The organism is Cohnella sp. WQ 127256, assembly GCF_024519285.1.
Lineage (GTDB): Bacteria > Bacillota > Bacilli > Paenibacillales > Paenibacillaceae > Cohnella.
Genome location: NZ_JAMZCY010000002.1, coordinates 388,078 through 405,576, shown reverse-complemented (window position 1 = coordinate 405,576; position 17,499 = coordinate 388,078). Strand labels below are relative to the sequence as shown.

10 protein-coding genes and 1 riboswitch are annotated in these 17,499 nt (G+C 47.7%); of the genes, 2 read left to right on the top strand and 8 right to left on the bottom strand.

Annotated features, from left to right (window positions below; translation table 11 throughout):
- Positions 1-257: 257 nt before the first annotated feature.
- On the top strand, positions 258-2,294 hold the full coding sequence (locus M1K58_RS09835; RefSeq protein WP_256758645.1) for a molybdopterin-containing oxidoreductase family protein: 2,037 nt from the start codon (positions 258-260) through the stop codon (positions 2,292-2,294).
- Between the two features lie 4 nt (positions 2,295-2,298).
- Here the strand turns inward: M1K58_RS09835 and M1K58_RS09830 are convergent, their stop codons facing one another.
- The 8 genes from M1K58_RS09830 to M1K58_RS09795 all read right to left on the bottom strand — a co-directional run bounded on the left by M1K58_RS09830 (position 2,299) and on the right by M1K58_RS09795 (position 15,620).
- A complete protein-coding gene (locus tag M1K58_RS09830; RefSeq protein WP_256758644.1) occupies positions 2,299-3,375 on the bottom strand; it encodes an acyl-CoA dehydrogenase family protein in 1,077 nt (358 codons plus the stop codon).
- A 39-nt stretch (positions 3,376-3,414) separates the two neighbouring features.
- Positions 3,415-3,903: a translation initiation factor IF-3 gene (gene infC, locus M1K58_RS09825; RefSeq protein WP_256758643.1), complete on the bottom strand. Its 489-nt coding sequence runs from the start codon at positions 3,901-3,903 to the stop codon at positions 3,415-3,417.
- Between the two features lie 41 nt (positions 3,904-3,944).
- Positions 3,945-4,736, bottom strand: coding sequence for an energy-coupling factor transporter transmembrane component T family protein (locus tag M1K58_RS09820; protein ID WP_256758642.1), 792 nt, complete (start codon positions 4,734-4,736; stop codon positions 3,945-3,947).
- Complete coding sequence (locus tag M1K58_RS09815; protein WP_372339139.1) at positions 4,714-6,168, bottom strand: ABC transporter ATP-binding protein; 1,455 nt, start codon at positions 6,166-6,168, stop codon at positions 4,714-4,716. Before M1K58_RS09815 ends, M1K58_RS09820 begins: the two co-directional genes overlap by 23 nt.
- Positions 6,165-6,788 carry an ECF transporter S component gene (locus M1K58_RS09810; RefSeq protein WP_256758641.1) on the bottom strand — a complete coding sequence of 208 codons (624 nt, stop codon included), beginning with the start codon at positions 6,786-6,788 and terminating at the stop codon, positions 6,165-6,167. The genes M1K58_RS09815 and M1K58_RS09810 overlap by 4 nt, the downstream gene beginning before the upstream one ends.
- A 107-nt stretch (positions 6,789-6,895) precedes the next feature.
- Positions 6,896-7,005, bottom strand: a riboswitch (TPP riboswitch).
- A 504-nt stretch (positions 7,006-7,509) separates the two neighbouring features.
- Positions 7,510-8,721 (bottom strand): pectinacetylesterase family protein, encoded by a 1,212-nt coding sequence (locus M1K58_RS09805; protein ID WP_256758640.1) that lies wholly within the window; start codon positions 8,719-8,721, stop codon positions 7,510-7,512.
- Between the two features lie 817 nt (positions 8,722-9,538).
- Complete coding sequence (locus M1K58_RS09800; protein WP_256758639.1) at positions 9,539-14,593, bottom strand: S-layer homology domain-containing protein; 5,055 nt, start codon at positions 14,591-14,593, stop codon at positions 9,539-9,541.
- A gap of 325 nt (positions 14,594-14,918) precedes the next feature.
- A complete protein-coding gene (locus M1K58_RS09795; protein WP_256758638.1) occupies positions 14,919-15,620 on the bottom strand; it encodes a MarR family transcriptional regulator in 702 nt (233 codons plus the stop codon).
- Positions 15,621-15,810: 190 nt separating this feature from the next.
- Here M1K58_RS09795 and M1K58_RS09790 point away from each other — a divergent pair, with 190 nt between their 5' ends.
- Positions 15,811-17,391, top strand: coding sequence for an FAD-dependent monooxygenase (locus M1K58_RS09790; protein WP_256758637.1), 1,581 nt, complete (start codon positions 15,811-15,813; stop codon positions 17,389-17,391).
- Positions 17,392-17,499: the final 108 nt, after the last annotated feature.

The window sequence follows — 17,499 nt, the reverse complement described above, 5'->3', positions numbered from 1 at the left end:
CCTTTCCATTTTGTGAATCCAGGTCACGATTTCGATAGTTTTTACTATAACAGGTTCCTGATTAAAAAGCAAACTTAATCTCCTGACAATTTCATTTCCACAACTCCTTTGTTCCAAACAACACCTTGCCACCCCTTTATTTACAAGCGTAGCTTGTTTAGGATAGCCGTTATTAAAGATCTTATGCGAAGGGCTCTCATCTCCCCCGCGCTTTGCGATATAATTACTTCTATGAAGGAATGGAGCGTGAATGTAGCATGACAACAAACGAAAGCACGGTAGTCAGGTCAGTCTGTCCATTCGATTGTCCAGATACCTGTAGCTTGAATGTACGAATGGAGAATAACACCATCGTGTCGATCGACGGCAATCCCGACCACCCAGTAACCCAGGGTGCGATATGTAATAAAGTTCGGAATTTGAATGAAAGAGTCTATCATCCCGATCGACTTCTTCATCCCTTGCGTCGAGTTGGTCCCAAAGGCACGCTAGAATTCGAACGTATCACCTGGGATGAAGCTTATGAAGAAATGACTAAGCGAATAAAAGCTGCGATATCCGACAAGGGTGCAGAAACCATACTCCCTTATAGCTTTTATGGAAACATGGGAATTCTAAATGCCGAAGGAATGGATCGACGGTTCTTCCATCGACTTGGTGCAAGCCAGCTTGAAAGAACGATATGCAATGCTGCAGGGTCAGCCGGTTACAACTATACGATGGGCGCCTCAGCCGGAATCGATCCCGAGGACACGATACACTCGAAGTACGTGCTCGTATGGGGATGTAATCTGGTTTCTACAAACATGCATCAGGTCATGTATTTAACGGAGGCTCGTAAGCGTGGAGCCAAAATCGTACATATAGACGTCCACCGGAACAGAACCTCCAAATGGGCGGATGAATTCATTCCAATCTTACCCGGTACTGACACGGCTCTAGCGCTTGGGATGATGCATATCCTCATTAAAGAGGGAATGACGGACGTATCGTTTCTAGAGAAGTACACAACGGGATATGAGGAGCTTATTACTCAAGCTGAATTGTATCCTCCAGAGAAAGTCTCGCAAATTACGGGTATACCCGTCGATGTGATCATCAAGCTTGCTCGAGAGTACGGTACAGCTGCTCCATCCTTCATACGGATCGGCAACGGCTTGCAGCATCACGACAATGGCGGAATGGCCGTTCGTGCAATTGTATGCTTGCCCGCATTAACCGGCCAATGGGGAGTCCTCGGTGGTGGAGCACTTAAAGGCAACGGTTATTATTCCTCCTTGAACAGCTATGAGATAGAGCGGCCTGATCTGTTACCCGATCGCAACGTGCGCTCCATTAATATGAACCGTCTTGGAGAAGCTTTGCTTGCTGCAGAACCCTCCGTAGATTTCCTCTTCGTATATAATAGCAACCCAGCCGTTGTCGCTCCCGACCAGAATAAAGTGCGGCAGGGCTTATTGAGGAAAGATTTGTTCACCGTCGTGCACGACTTATTCTTGACCGACACTTGCCGTTACGCGGATATCGTTCTACCCGCCACGAGCCACTTTGAAAATCGTGATCTGTACTCCTCCTACTGGCACTTATACCTACAGCTGCACGAACCGATCATCGAAGTTATGGGAGAATGCAAATCTAACTTTACGTTATTCAAAGAGCTTGGCATGCGCATGGGTTTTGAGCCGGACATTTTCGACATTACCGAAGAGCAAATGATTCGACAGGCTTTGGACCTTAATACTCCTTTTTTAGATGGTCTAACTTATGAGGAGCTGAAGCGGGAGGGCTGGGCGAAAATGAAGCTGAATCGGCCTTCGCTGTTTCCTGATAAGATCCCAACTCCATCCGGCAAAATAGAGCTATATTCGAAAGCCATGCTACGTGCGGGTCTCCCTCCTGTTCCTGAATACGTCCCACTCCAGGAGCCTGAGGTTTTCCCTTACTTACTCGTGTCTGGGCCGAATCACAGCTTTATCAATTCGACATTCGGGAATCAGGATCGACTGAAGAAGCTGGAGAAGCAACCGATGGCGGATATGAATGCTGAAGATGCCGCAGCCAGAGGGCTGCAGCATGGGGATCGGGTTCGTATATGGAACGATCGTGGACAATGTGAGATTGTCGTCAAAGTCGCGAATAACGTATTGCCCGGCGTGCTCGTCACCCAAGGCTTATGGTGGGAGCACGGCAATGAAGGTGTTCAGGCAATCAACAGCCTGACATCACAGAGGTTATCCGATATGGGCGGTGGGGCAACCTTCTTCTCCACTCGGGTGGACATGGAGAAGCTCTAACGTGTTATACCGATGCCAGTACCGAATGCTGAGTAGCCGTGTGTAAATCCCGCCACAACCTATTCATCAAGGTATCTTCCATTAATACCGTCATCCCGAGGAACGGGAAAATCGCATGCGCATGGTCTAATGTATTTCTAGCCAATGCTTGGCAGGTCTGTCCGACTTCAAGCTGTTGCTGCTCCGACATCGTCCCGTTTCTCACAAATTCAGACCATGTACGATCCACCGTTTCATAGAACTTCCGCGCCACAGTCTCTAAGGAGTTCTCTGACTCCTGAACAAGGCTACACAAGGCTTCTAGTCGTTGAGGGCGTGTTTGCGCCCAATCTTCTTGTCTGGCCACCGCGAAAGCGCGTGCTTCCTCCAGAAAGTGACGACAAATACCGAGGCATACGGCCGCAAAAGAAGTTTGAGCAAACGGCATGAACGGATATCGATAAATGGGATCCTCATAGTTAGGAGTACTCATAATATCGAATGTGCGCTCTAACGGAACAAACGCATCCTTCACCGATATCGAATGGCTTTCCGTCGCCTTTAATCCGAAGGAATTCCAATCACGGATAATATTAACCTGTTCGGGCAGGAAGGCGAAGGAGCGAATTCCAACTTCCTCTCCCTGTTGATCTTCCAGTCGGCAATTCGCGGTGAACAAGCTTGCATAGGTGGAGCCGCTGCAATATTTCCATTGCCCACTTACGATGTATCCCCCGTCAACCGGCTTTGCGATTCCGTTTGCATGACCGCTACCCGCAACGACAGCATTTGCCCCTTCGAATAATAGCTTTGATTGCACCGGCGGCAACGTTGCCGCGAAAAATCCACCCCCAGAGCCAATCGTGACCAACCATCCGAAGCTCCCATCGATCCAAGCTGCTTTCTCGAATACACGTAAAGCTTCTGGTAAAGGTAGCATAAGTCCGTTCAAAGCTTCCGGAACGAACAGCTTGAATAACTTCGCTTCATATATATACTCTAATATTTGCGGTGTAAGCCTGCCCGCATTTTCGTTGTTGTCTACGTTGTTACGCACTTCATTGACAATATGTTCAGGAATTATGAGCTTATCTATAATCATAGTTGTTATCCCCTTTTTTCAAATTACCATTTCACCATCTCACAGCGGATTGACCCGAACGGCAGCTTGCTTTCCGCTCAATTGGATACCCGACTCTCGCTTGCCATTAGCCGCAAGATCCTTCAATAATCGCTCAAGCAATTCCTTGGCCTTCGGTCCCTCTTTGCCCTGAATCTTAACGATCAATTGAACTGCATTGCCTGAAGCAAGTAGCTTCTGAGCTTGTCGTTGTTTCGTATCATAATCATGATCCTCAATATTGGCCGTCACCCTAATCTCTTTCAACTTAAGTGGTTGATCCTTCTTCCGTTCGTCCTGTTTCCCCTTCGCCGCCTCTTGCTTGGCAGCACCTCGCGTAACCAGCTTGCAAGGAGGAGGACTGCTGAACAAAGAAGTGCACACGAGGTCGACCTTCAGCTTACGAGCTAAAGCCAGAGCTTCATCCCTCGATACAACTCCCAGATCCTCACCTCTAACACCTGTTAGCAGTACCTCTGATGCTTTTATTTTCTCATTCATAATTATCATTCGTTATGACCTCCAACTGTCCTACGAGCATAGAAATTCGTTTAGCGTACATCGATAATGTCTAAGTAAGGCCAATAGGTCCCCGCCAGAAACGCCACCCCAAACACAGCGAGCGTATAGGTGACAAACACGATATCTCTGTAGGAAAATCCAATACTATAATAATAGGTCCTCTTGGCTCTTCCGGCAAATCCCTTAGCTTCCATTGCCACTGCTATACGATGGGCTCGACGTATACTTTGCGCGAGCAGAGGGATAGCGTATCTATGCACAAGCTGGTAAAAGCCGATGAACCATCCTCGTTTGCGCATTCCCCTGATCTTCAATGCATGACGTAACGTTTGAAATTCGTCGATAATAATGGGTACCAATCGTAATGCAGCCAAGAAGCTGTAGGCATATTTGGGTGCCAACCTTCCCTGTTGCATTAACGAATAAAATAATCGAACCGGACGCGTAGTTAAACCGAACAAAAGTCCGACTGCCGCCATACTAAGTGCCCTGAAGCCAAGATGCAATCCGCGGTAGAAGCTTTCTTCCGTAATGTTCACTAATCCCCATCGAAACCAATCCGTCTCCCCCTTGCCGAAGAACATCATCCCCGTCGAAGTAGATACGAAAACGAGTAAGAAGGGTGTAGCATACAGAAGTAGCCTTTTCCACGGATGACCGGACCATGGCAGTAGCAGCAAGGATCCGATAGCTACATTCAGCATGACGTTAAAATTGTGTATGAGGATAACCGCCAAAAACCATAACGAGAAGAGAACAATCTTAAGCGTCGGATTCACTTGATGGAGCCAGGTTTCTCTATGGGGAAAGGTTAATTGCATCGGTAAGTCTCCCGTCTACGATATGCCATTGCTCCGTGCAGAAATGCTCCACAATGCGAGAGTCATGGGTAACCATGAGGATAGACGTCCCTTCAGAACGAAGTTGCTCCAGCTTCTCTAGCAAGGAGAACGTGTTTCGCGCATCTAATCCAAAGGTTGGTTCATCGAGTAGCAATACTTGCTGCCCACGTATCATTGCCGAGGCGACACTTAAGCGACGCTTCTGCCCCATGGACAGCTGGTAAGGATGAGAGCTCGCGACAGCCTGTAAGTGTAGCCCCTCTATAAGTTCATCCGATTTTGCCTGACGAATCGCGGGGCTTATCCCTTCTATCAGAAGGGAATATTCTATCTCGTTACGTACGGAATGTGTGACAAACTGAAACTCCGGATTTTGAAACACGAACGCGATATGCTCAGCTGCTTGCTCTACTCGATTTAGTTGCAGGCCGTTAACTTTACAGATCCCTTCCGTCTTGATGAGACGCATAATGGAGAGTAATAGGGAGCTCTTACCCGCCCCGTTGTCTCCTATGATACCAATCCATTGCCCAGGCTTAACAGTTGCCTCCTCTATCTCTATCACAGAAGCATCCCCACGTTTACCGCGAAAACCGTTCATCTCAAGCAGAGGTTCGGATCGAACACTAGCTATGCGGTCATCCTTCAGTACCCTTGGGGTTTTATGTTCAATGTAATCCTCCCAAACACCTGGATACCAAATGCCGTATTCCTTAAGCTCAGTTCTATATTGTGGGAAAATTTGTAGTGGAGCACCATCCGCAATAACAGCTCCTTCCGGAGAAAACACCACGATTCGATCAAAGAGATCGAGAACACCCTCAATCTTGTGCTCGACTACGATCAATGTTTTGTCTTGAGCGATAGACCTAATCGTTGCCCATATCTGCTCCGTTCCTTGATTGTCCAGCAAAGCTGTTGGCTCGTCTAGGAATAGAACATCCGGAGCCATTGCAAGTACGGAAGCGATAGCAAGCCGTTGCTTCATGCCTTGGGATAACGTTTGAATGAGGACGTGGCTCCCCTGTAGATTAAGGCCAACCTGATCTAGGTATCGCCGGATCAAGGTCGGCATCTCCTCACGGGAAATCTGCATATTTTCAAGGACGAATGCCAACTCTTCATCCACATAAGGCATGCAAAATTGCGTGTCTGGATCTTGGAACACATATCCCCATCGCTCAGGAATGACAATATCGTCTGCTATCATCGGTACCTCAATAGACCCTGGAATCAGTCCACTCAGCACCTGAAGAAAGGTCGATTTCCCACAGCCACTCGGTCCAAGCAGTAGCACCTTTTCTCCCTTACGAAAAGCAAGAGAAACGCCCTTAAATAACAAGGCGTCCTCTCCAGAAAATTTAAGCCTTAGGTTAGACACGCTAGTCGCCATCTCGGGTGCAGACATCATACCCTGTTCAATGCCTCGTAATCCTTCTTGCTAGCTGGTCTGAACACCTTCGTCACACCCGTCAACTCAAGTGCCTTCGACAAGCTGTAGGCAAAGATTCCCGCAATGACGATACTCCCAAGCACTCTAAGCCCAATGAGCAATGTATAATTCCATGTCGACAGGGATTCAATATATCCGTAACCGAAATCCAATACGAGAGAACCCGCTGCCGCTCCAATTGCCGCCAAAGATACAACCCACACAGAGGCGTTACGATATAGGAAGATGGCGAAAATGATTTCGGCGCCAAGCCCTTGTAGCACACCATAATACAAGGTCGAAATCCCCCACTCGCTCCCTAGAAGAGCACTTATGCTTGCGGCAGCTACCTCTGCTAATACGGCTACTCCCGGCTTACGGACAACTAGAAATGCAAAGGTCCCAGCGATGAACCACATTCCGTAAATCGTCTGCTCAGCGTGCACTCCTAGCGGTTTTACAACGTCATACATTGGACCCCACACCTTGTAGATGATCCCGAATACGACCGCAATCACAATCGTGACCAGAATGTCGGTCAGCTTCAACCCTCTTGATCTTGTTCCTTGTCCCTGTCCTTGTACTGTTTCTGCTGCCATACTCCAACATCTTCCTTCCGCCAAACTAGAATTTAGCGAATGCATAACGGGTAATAAAAAAGCCCACCCGTAGAGGGTAGGCAGCGTGCGGCATCAAAGAAAGATGCACGACAAATGTAAAGTGTCTCTACGCTGGCATTACCCAGATCAGATCGACGGTCAGCGACATACGGTCGCAATCTCAGCCTGACTTCATCAAGCACCCGTTTCTTATATGCGATTCAACTCCTTATAACTTATACCATCAATATCCAATTTGCAATAAGATTTTGTACCCACTTAAGCCTCCAATCTTCTCTTTTAAGATAAAGCGCCCTCTTGCAAGTCATGTCCCTACCGTCCCTCCTGAGTCACCTCTTCTGCGTCAGCTATATTTTTCAAATACGCAAAGGCAATTTTGATCATGCTTTGTGAATATAGATCCAAGGCCTGCTGTACTGATTCATTGAGCTCTAATGAACTGTACACCTCAGCCCCCTTTCACTATGAATACAACTGAGAGCCCTCATATTTTTCATTGCTACAATTTTTTTTAGCATACGGCTATTTCCAATAAAATAAACGCTCTGGTTAAAGGGATAGTCTAATAGCTGCACATTGCCTATCTTGCACATAGACACAAAAAAGCCCGCCAATTACTGCGAACGTAATTGTACGGACCTTCTTCATTCTCATATAGGTTAATCGCCGTTACTTATGATAGGGTTTCACGCGCCGGCGATCATCGGTGAAGGTGCTTGGGAGGAAGAAAATGTCGCCCTACGGAGTAGTATTCATCCTTATTCACGGCATCGTCCAGCCACTTCATCAGCTTCACACCGTCCTGTTCGGCTTTGTAGAAATGATTTAATGGGGAGAGTGTATGCGGTGTCCTGCCCGTCTTCTCGTTAAGACTGTAATCAGTAATGTAATAATAGTAGCCTGGCAATTCTTCAGTTAGCTCTCCGGCAGATTGCAGCATGCGGGCCGACCAGCGATGTATATATTCGCCATCGTCCGAAACGTCATTATTCAGATCCTTTTCAAAGTCGAACAGCAGCTCATCATAAAGCGTATTGGACTGCAAAAGTACCGCGTTGTCCGGGAGCAGCTTGCGGTTCGCCGCGAATACGGACGAAATCAAATCGCCGTGGACTTCATAACCAAAGGTTGCTGCAAAGTTGGCCTTCCATTCGTTATCGATAATTTCCGGCCAGCGGTCGGCATTTAAGTAGGAGCCATCCGAATATTGATAAATGCGGGAATCCGGGTAGCGTTTCGCAATCTCAGGCGCCCAGAAAGCAGCCCCGAATCCTCCGGCGCTTTCTCCCGCAACGAGGATCTTTTCCGGCGCAGCGAAATGGTTTGCAATCCATTCCAGTGCTGCGCGCGTATTTGCTTGACCGTTGTAACGCATTGTAAACGGTTTGCCCTTGGCGTCCGTATATTCCTTGGATGCATTCCCAATATGCAAATCACCAGTAGAATAAGGGATATATACAATATTCCAATCCTTGAACGGATTGTCAGGGTTATTATTTTTCAACAGGCCGCCAAGCGTACTTACTTTGAAGAATGGAATGTTCGGAAAGTAATATTTGATCTCACCGTTCTTCATTACATTACTCAGACTGATCGGCTGCGCGGCAGTCACCGCATCCCAGGCCACACCGCCCCCAGAAAAATAAATAATCAATTTATTTTCAGCAACTGCTCCCTTATTGGCAAGTAAATAGTATTCTGAACCGTCGGCAGAAATGACTTGTGCATCCTGGTCAAACTTGATTTTATTCCAGACATAGCGTTCCGCAGCAACCCATTTATCCGGTTCAGCAGGCTTTTCAAGTATGAAAAAATAAACATAACCCACCAAACCGCCCAAAATAAGCGTAATTCCCGCTATCGCAGTCAGGAGAATCTTGTTGATTCTTTTCACTTTTTTCTTTTTTGCCACACAAAGACCGTCCTTTCAACCATCCGCTCTTGATGCCGCGTTACATTTAGATGTGATATTGACTTTTAAATTCGAATATCTCGTCAACAGCCGATGCTGTTGGAGCTAATGGAAAGCTAAATGAGCTGAATACAATAGCAATGCTAAGGATTACAGCTAACCTTATTGGCGACCCTTTGTTTAATCTGGTTGTACAATTCATTCACCTCTACCTCATATTTTCATTACAATAGCTCGTTTATCATTGGAATAGGGTTAATTCTTAGCGAGACTATACTTGATGACTTGGGTATTATGATAGGTTTCTAAGTCAACTACTTTGCCAACTTACTTTTAGCTCCAATAATCGCCATTATATAACATAAACACTGACCCTAACTGTAATCCTTATTACATATTTGGTAAAAATAAAAATATCTTTGCTATATGGAAGGTAAGTGGAAGATCGCGAATCTACTCAAGCAGGAATGCAAGTTTCTGAGGCGCTGATATAGTGTGAGATCTGAGAAACCAGCTTGGAAGCGGCGTCCACTAGGGAGACTTTCCGCAGAGTCTGATCGGACATCAGATCCGTTATTTGAAATTGCAATAGGGTTTTAGGCGTGAAGCGGACATGAGAGCCTTTATTTAGGGGCAATAGCCCTCTATTTCTATGATTTATTGCAAATAACGGAACGTATGTCCGTATCTATCGAAAATTGAGGGGGTTTGTCCAAATAAGGGATTGTATGTCCGTGATACAGCCTTATTAAATTGACTTTGCATGGCAAAGAAGCAGCCTATGGCCCATAGGTCTGCTTCTTTGCGTCATCATCTCTTACTTCTTTAATTGCAGCAATTTCATTATTATCGTGACAGCTTCAGCTCTTGTGGCAGTCGCATTCGGCGCAAATTTGTTGCCAGACTGGCCGTTGACGATCCCCAGCTCCTTGACGAAGGACACCGCGTTTGTAGCCCAGTTGGGAATGTCACTTTCATCAACAAAACCATTCGAAGCCTTAGACTCAAATTCTGGTGAATACGCCCTGGCAATCATAACTGCCAGTTCCGCTCGTGTAATATTGGCATTCGGACGGAAGCTGCCATCCGTGTAGCCTAATATTATGCTCGAAGCTACAGTTCGTGCAATAGCGTCCTTCGCCCAAGCGCCAATCTCCGCTTCATCGCTGAAGCTAGCTACTGCGTCTTCGCCCGTCAGCTTTAATGCGTTTGCCAGCATCACAGAGAATTCAGCACGGGTAATCGCCCCGTTAGGCTTGAACGTTCCGTCTGGATAGCCTTTCACAATGCCTTGCTGTACCGCCTGTGTAATATTTGCCTCTGCCCAGTGCTTAGAGATATCCAAGTATGGAACGTTAGTCTTGTTATCTACGATAAGAACAGCAAATTTTGTAAAATGATCTACTTTTGCCGATATCGTATCGCCACTCACAGTTCCGCCAATTTCAATCCACTTCTGGCCCACTTCATCATAGTAGTGAATAGAGGCACGCTGTCCTGGCTGCACCTTCGAAGCTTCGAACATCAAGGTCAAAGTAACCGGATTCTTGAAGTTATCAGAGAAGTTCTTCAACAATTCAAATATCGGGCTGGCGAATACCTCGCCACGATTCGCTAAAGCATCGATTTGTTTCACCTGCTCAATCGTCAGACGAAGCTCTTGCTCCGTAGCATCTGCAGGAATTGATACCTGGATCGCATTACCTAGTGAAGCCTCACCTGCTTTGTCTGCAGGAACGATAATCTTGCCGTCGGTGGACTCTACTGGTTTATCGCCTTGCACAGCACCGCCGCCTATCGGCCCACCACCTATCGGACCACCACCTATCGGACCACCGCCTATCGGACCACCGCCTATCGGACCACCGTCTATCGGACCACCACCTATCGGACCACCGCCTATCGGACCACCGCCTATCGGACCACCGTCTATCGGACCACCACCTATCGGACCACCACCTATCGGACCACCACCTATCGGACCACCGTCTATCGGACCACCGCCAATCGAGCCACCTTCTTTTGTATAATCCGGTGTGAAAGATACAACAATGTTGTCGCCGTTTTTCAAAGAAAATCCGTTCATGTAGATCGAAGGCATAACACCATTCACCTTGTAGATCCAACCGGAGTTCGGGCCACCGTCTTTCTCTGATAGCGTGTTTCCGTTTGCATCGGTAATGGCTTGTACGTAACTGCCCATCGAAGTATAGGTATATCCCGCCTTCGCAAGCGCTGTACGGAACACCTCAAAAACAGTTGACCCCGATTTAAGACTGCTTACCGTTGTCTGTATCAACACACTACCGGTGCTCTGTAAGGTAAATCCGACCTGTATCGGCGCATCAATTCGTTCAACCGCCAAATTATGCATAGCCAATAAGGTTTCTTGGGACTGCTCCTGGTGGTTTTTCCCTTCCACCATGATATATGCAGATACTGGCTGTTTGTACAGCGAGTCAAACACTTCATAACCTGGGGCACCGGCAAACTTACTCCAATACTTCCCGAACACCTCGTGCGTAAGTACGCTATTTACGCGTACAAAGGTATCCTCTTCGGGCTTGGCGACTAAATGAAGCGACTCATGGGCTAGTATTGCTGGATCGCTTGAGCGGAACGCCCGCCACGCCTCCTGCTCCTCCCAATGATCAAGCTCGTCAGAGGTTATGCCGTTTCGGAGCCTGTTCTGTTCGGTATATACCCAAGCGACGGCGTTATGCGCGTCGTTCCATACCGCTTCCTTGAATGAGCTCAAGTCTCCGGTAACCGAGTAAGAATCCTCATATTTGCCATTGTTCAGGCCGCCGAAATATCCTTCCTTCGCCACAGTCATCAACGCAAGTGCGTTGTCAATTTCCGCCTGTGTGAGCGGTTGTACCTCAATTGTGAACTTCCTTGAGGCCGCTACACCCTTTTGCTTATCGGTCAATGTAACCGTCAAAGTAACGGTTTGGGCAGGTTCCCCCACAAGCGGCCGATAAACCATCACGCGAGCGGCATTCGCCACATCCGGCGCAACAATCGTTTCCGTATCGCTGCTCGTAATCGTAACCGGGTAATACTTCCCATCCACACCGAAATTCCGGGTCGTTGGCAGTTGAATATCGTTCACGGCGCTATATACGCCGTCTGCCGCATTCAGTTGTTGCCCCGTAACGTAATCCTTCAAACCAGCAGATGCAAAACCCGCGTCCAACTTCTGTATAAGCCCTATCCGTATGGCATCCGCTTCGGCCCCGCTCAGCGCTTTAACCGTGACGGTAAAAGTTTTATACATCACGATCGGCGGCTCATTGCTGGTCCGTTGGAAGGTAAAGGCGGCAGTCAGAGTAACGTCCTTGTCCTCCGTGCCTCGAATCACCTTTCCAATGTAAGGGGAGAACAGTGTGTCAGCTGTGCTTTGATTTTCATTGCTGATGGCAATAGCGCCTGCATCGGAGGACGTCCATGAGATCAACGACCATTTCTTGTCGTCCACCACTTTAGGGAGGATTAGATTCGATGTGACGTTATCCTTGTCGGTATTCGCCCCAAGAATGGCGGTTTCGTTCACGCCACTTAGGATTTCGCTGCTCATGACAGTCTTGACTTCATTAGCATCCCAGTGAATCGTAACGGGCACATCGTTAAGATCCAGGCTTTCATCGCCGTTAGTCAGTACATAAGACACGTTGTATCGTCCGAACCACAACGCCCGCGTCCCATTGGGATCGGCATAGAAATAAGTAATGTCGCCGTTCGAGGCAATGCCGCAATTGCCATACACCTCGGTCGAAGCTTTAACAACCACCGACACATCCCCATAACCCTTGGCGGTAAAATCAGCGGTCAACATAGCTGCGACATTCGTATCGGCTCCGTAAACAGGAGTCAAGCTGTACCCATTACCAAGAGCAGTTACGGCTTTTTGTAGGTATGTTGGGTGATTAGCCGCATCCTCAGCCACTGCGGATTCCGACCAAACCATGATAGGAAACGTACGGTTTGCATAACTTCCGCCATATGCAAACTTCGCTGTTAGCGTTACGGCTTCCTTACCGCTCTTGGGCGGTATCACCGTGCCGTCAACGTTGATTACGTTGGTATTGCTGGAAGTCCATGTGATGCTCGCGGCCACACCATCGACTGTATGCGTGGCAGGCAAAGCCATCATAGTGTTGTCCTTTTTATCGACGGGAAGGGTAAAGGTTGGATCATAAGCCACCGGATAGAGTTTACCGTAATTCTCAGCACGAATACTGACATATACGTTAGCCCCGTCTACAACCAACGTACTGCCAGACTTGACCTCTACATGCAGGTAATCCCACTCGTTATACGTCACAGGTATGGTGAAGGTCTGATTGGTTGCGTTCGGAATGTCAATCATATTTCCGCCTGCCGGACGATATTTCCATTGATACGTTAACGACGGATCGTTGTTGTAATCGTACTCTTCGCCGCCACTTACATATATGGTCGCCTTAACGGTCTGTCCGACGGCAACCGCGCCAAGCTTATTCATGTTTGCAATCGACGCTGTTGTAATCTGTGGAATGATCGTAATGTCGCGCGAGTTCGAATAGGCTACTCCACCCACATCGACCGTTGCGGTGACGATCACAACGCCGCCGCTTACCGCCCTGACGATCATGCTGTCAGCCGTATTTTCAATTCGCTCAATCGTTGCAATCTTAGCGGCGTCACCGCCGCCCTTCTTCTGGATGCTCCAGTTCACAACACCCGTATCAAGGTCATCCATATTCGTCTTAACGGCTGTCAGCAACGTATAGTTATTGCCCGCCCCCTGCTGAACATAGAGGGTCGTACCGCCCTTGAGGGTAATTGACGGTGTTGTATCTGACCCCGTAACGCCGGTCGCCTGCCACGCAAGGATCGGATAACCGCCGTTGACATTACCCGTATCGGCTACAAAAGCGCTGCCCAACTTCTCGAGCAAGCCATCGGGGGAGGTGATTCTTGTGACGGAACTTGTTGTTCCTGTACCCCCTGCGACCCCAGACTCCGGATTCAACCAATAGCAGTTACTGATTGAAGTACCGTTAAACCCTGTAATTCCGCCGGGGGTATTTTTGGTTCCGCTGACCATTCCGATATTATAACAATTGTCAATCGGAGTGTTATTCATCACCTGTCCAACAATACCGCCTACACGGCCGGTTGATGTGTCTGGTGCTATAATCGTTCCGGCATTGTAGCAATTTATAATACCCGATGAGAATTTGGCATAAGCGGTAATACCGCCCGCATATGCGCTAGAAATCGTTCCGTAGTTTACACTATTTTGAATCGTGGGGGAGGTGGCATTTGTATTTCCCACATATCCGGCAATACCACCCGCATATCCGCCTGATTTACTGTTTGTAACCGTTCCGGAAAAGGAGGCATTAGTGATTCCCCCATCAATAATCATTCCGGCAATGCCGCCAACATTGTTGCTACTAGAGGAAATGTCTGCATCTTTGATCTGCAGATTGGCGATTGTCCCTTTTACATACCCGAAAAAGCCCGCAAAATTATAGCTGGCGTTTATCGTAAAGTTTTTAACAACATGCCCCTGGCCATCAAAGCTGCCTCCGAAATAGAGGGTGGCCAAACCACTTCCTCCACCAATCGGCGTCCAGTTGTAACCGTTCAAATCAATATCCGCCGTTAGAACCGCTTTGGCGGTATAGGCTTTGTCTACATTTACATGATCCCTGAACCACGCCAGCTCAGCCGCTGTACCGATCTGATATACGCCGTTATTGTCGGCTACTGGTTGGCTTACAGTTGAGCCGTTCCAGTCGCTCGCTGCGAGCGCCATCGCCGGAATCAGGTTCACCGCCAACACCAGCATTAGTAATAGAGATAACAGTCGTTGTTTCATTTTCTCTCCTCCAAAATAAAAAAAATCTGCCTGCCGGAACCGGCAAACAGATGCAATACAACAACCCGAACACGCATTGCGCGTTCGAACAAATGTAGTTCCCGGTTCCGGCAGAAACACAGGCAGCCTTCGGGTGTTCTGACTTATCCTCCAAAGAGGCTTCACAGTGACCGACTCGCGGGGCTTTACACCCCATTCTCCCTGCCGCCAGAAGCGGCCAAGGCATGCCCAATATTAAATTTGTTATACAATAACACTTTCATCCTATATATGACAGGTATTTTCTGGGATCTTCGTGCCGCTGTTTGCTTTATTTGCTGGAACTTTAATCCTCGTACACTGAAAAAAATACATCGTTAAGAATCGCTTTCGCTTTCTTTAAGCTACGGGAATCCAGCTTATTGAGCAACTCAATGACTTCGTTCATTCCATCGGAATCTGTTATTGCCTTGTCAGTGTCTGACTCTACTTTTGTGTGCGACGCTCTATTACTGAGTGCGATTGATTCTTCATTTATCTCCGAATGAATCCATGATGTGTGCAAAGTCTCTTGAAAAACATTGACTAGAAAACGCAATTCTTCTTCGTTATACCGTTGCAAGAAATGATTGACCCCGATATCAATTTGATCATGTAGGGTTCGATGCAAAAGGTTAATCTCTTTTCCTAATTGTGTGGTGCGGAACAGGATTTGCTTTCTATTATCAGGGAGAAATTCAAAATGAATCATTTTTTTATCTGCAAGTCTTCTCGTGATTTTAGAGACATTCCCTTTTGAGAATCCGAATTGTTTTGAAATGGTAATACCATTAACAGGCTCAAGCTCACCAATGGCACTAAGCACATGCAGCATCTTAACAGTCATATCTTTCACCAGCTGAGCGATTACAGGAGTAGAACTATTATGAATAAGCCATTGTTTCTCTTGGCCATCGTCTCTTTGGAATTTATTTTGTAGATCGTTTACTGACACAATCAAATCTTTAATTAATCGATCCTTAGTTTGTTTCCCCGATTCGTTTAACATTTGCTTTCCTCCGATATTGGTTAAGCTAAAACCAGTATATCAAGAGTAAATACGCAATTAAAGTTTCCATGAAACATTATTGACGTTAACAGCAATTTTCATATATTATTGTTTCTATGAAACATAATGTTTCATAGAAACAATAAGAAGAATTTTGTATTTATTTTTACCCAGAGAGGAAACTAAACCCATGACCAAATTTGAACTTATAAGCAAGTCATCAAATACCGATCACCAGGATATCGATGTACTAATCGCCGGTGCTGGCCCAACAGGATCCACACTGGCAGCCGACCTTCTACGACGCGGCCTTCGTGTCCGACTGATTGACAAGGCACCACATGCATTCAAAGGCTCCCGTGCAAAGGGAGTTCAACCTCGTACTTTGGAAGTCTTTGAAGACTTCGGGATATTAGATGAGGCTTTCGCTGAAGGAGGAGCATACCCCCTTGCTGGCCTCCATATCGGACCGTTCACATTGCCGTGGCGTATGATACAGCGGAATAAACCGACTCCAAGCGTACCCTATCCAAACACCTTATTGCTGCCGCAGCTCCGCACCGACGCCATCTTGCATCGCCTGATCGATCGCCTCGGTCTTAAAATTGAGTTCAGCACCGCCGTTGAGGGTTTCCAACAAGATTCCGATTGTGTGATTGCGAAGCTTTCTTCCGGGGAGAAGGTCCGCTGCAGATATTTGGTTGGGGCCGACGGAGGCTCAAGCACTGTTCGCAAAGCAGCGGGTATTGGATTCGTCGGAGAGACCAACGAATCCGACAAATGGCTCATTGTCGATGGTAAGGTAGACAAGCTGTCACGCAACCGATGGCATATGTGGCCACGCACACATGGTAAGTCGGTCGCAGTATGCCCACTGCCTCATTCCGACCAATTTCAAATCATGATTCGGCTGAAAACGGACGAGACGCCTGTCCTCGATGAAGCCACATTGACAGCTCAGTTCTATACTCTCACTAGGTTCCGGTTACACGACATCACCTGGTCCTCTGTGTTCCGACCCAATATTCGGCTCGCAAAGCACTACCGAGCAGGCAGAGTCTTTTTGGCGGGCGACGCCGCCCACGTTCATACACCAGCCGGAGGGCAGGGGCTCAACACCGGCGTGCAGGATGCATACAATCTCGGTTGGAAATTAGGGCAGGTCATCTCCGGAGCCCCCGACAGCCTCCTCGACAGCTACGAAGCCGAACGCCAGCCGATTGCTGCTCGTGTTCTTGGTAAATCAAGCGAGCTCTACTCTGGCCTAGACAAGCGCCGTCTCTCCAGCCTCAAGCGTGGAGATGAGGAACGACAGCTCGGAATTTCATACCATACCGGGCCACTCGCCCCCACAGACACCGCGGTCACCAAGACCCTGCAAGTGGGAGACCGAGCACCGGACGCACCTTGCATCGGCCCCGGTGGGGCACGACGACTCTTTGAACTATACCAAGGCCCCCACTTCACTCTACTTGCCTTCGGAGCCAATGCCGCCAAGGCACTTCCTGAGCTGACTTGGCCTACCACTGGTGCCGAATTGCGCCGATACATTGTAGGCAATGAAAGTGTCAACGACACTTCTATTAAAGACAACACAGGCAATCTGCAAAGAATATACGGTATTACCAGTGACATGTTGGTATTGATACGACCTGACGGTTACATTGGAAACATCATCCCAAAAAACTGGCAGGATGCTTTCGATAATATAACCAGAACGATTACCCCATCACTCAACGTAGCTGCGCCGCACAGCGCATTTGCGCTTTGAGCCGTCCATTTCGCATACAGCGTTAGATTCTTATTGATTAAATCTGAAACATTGTAGGCTTGCGTCAGCGCAATATCGTAGAACCAAGCGTTTCGTTCGTACAACATC

Coding starts and splice junctions, on each gene's coding strand:
- M1K58_RS09835 (WP_256758645.1), top strand. CDS start 258: ATGACAACAAACGAAAGCACGGTAGTCAGGTCAGTCTGTCCATTCGAT.
- M1K58_RS09830 (WP_256758644.1), bottom strand. CDS start 3,375: ATGATTATAGATAAGCTCATAATTCCTGAACATATTGTCAATGAAGTG.
- infC (WP_256758643.1), bottom strand. CDS start 3,903: ATGATAATTATGAATGAGAAAATAAAAGCATCAGAGGTACTGCTAACA.
- M1K58_RS09820 (WP_256758642.1), bottom strand. CDS start 4,736: ATGCAATTAACCTTTCCCCATAGAGAAACCTGGCTCCATCAAGTGAAT.
- M1K58_RS09815 (WP_372339139.1), bottom strand. CDS start 6,168: ATGATGTCTGCACCCGAGATGGCGACTAGCGTGTCTAACCTAAGGCTT.
- M1K58_RS09810 (WP_256758641.1), bottom strand. CDS start 6,788: ATGGCAGCAGAAACAGTACAAGGACAGGGACAAGGAACAAGATCAAGA.
- M1K58_RS09800 (WP_256758639.1), bottom strand. CDS start 14,593: ATGAAACAACGACTGTTATCTCTATTACTAATGCTGGTGTTGGCGGTG.
- M1K58_RS09795 (WP_256758638.1), bottom strand. CDS start 15,620: ATGTTAAACGAATCGGGGAAACAAACTAAGGATCGATTAATTAAAGAT.
- M1K58_RS09790 (WP_256758637.1), top strand. CDS start 15,811: ATGACCAAATTTGAACTTATAAGCAAGTCATCAAATACCGATCACCAG.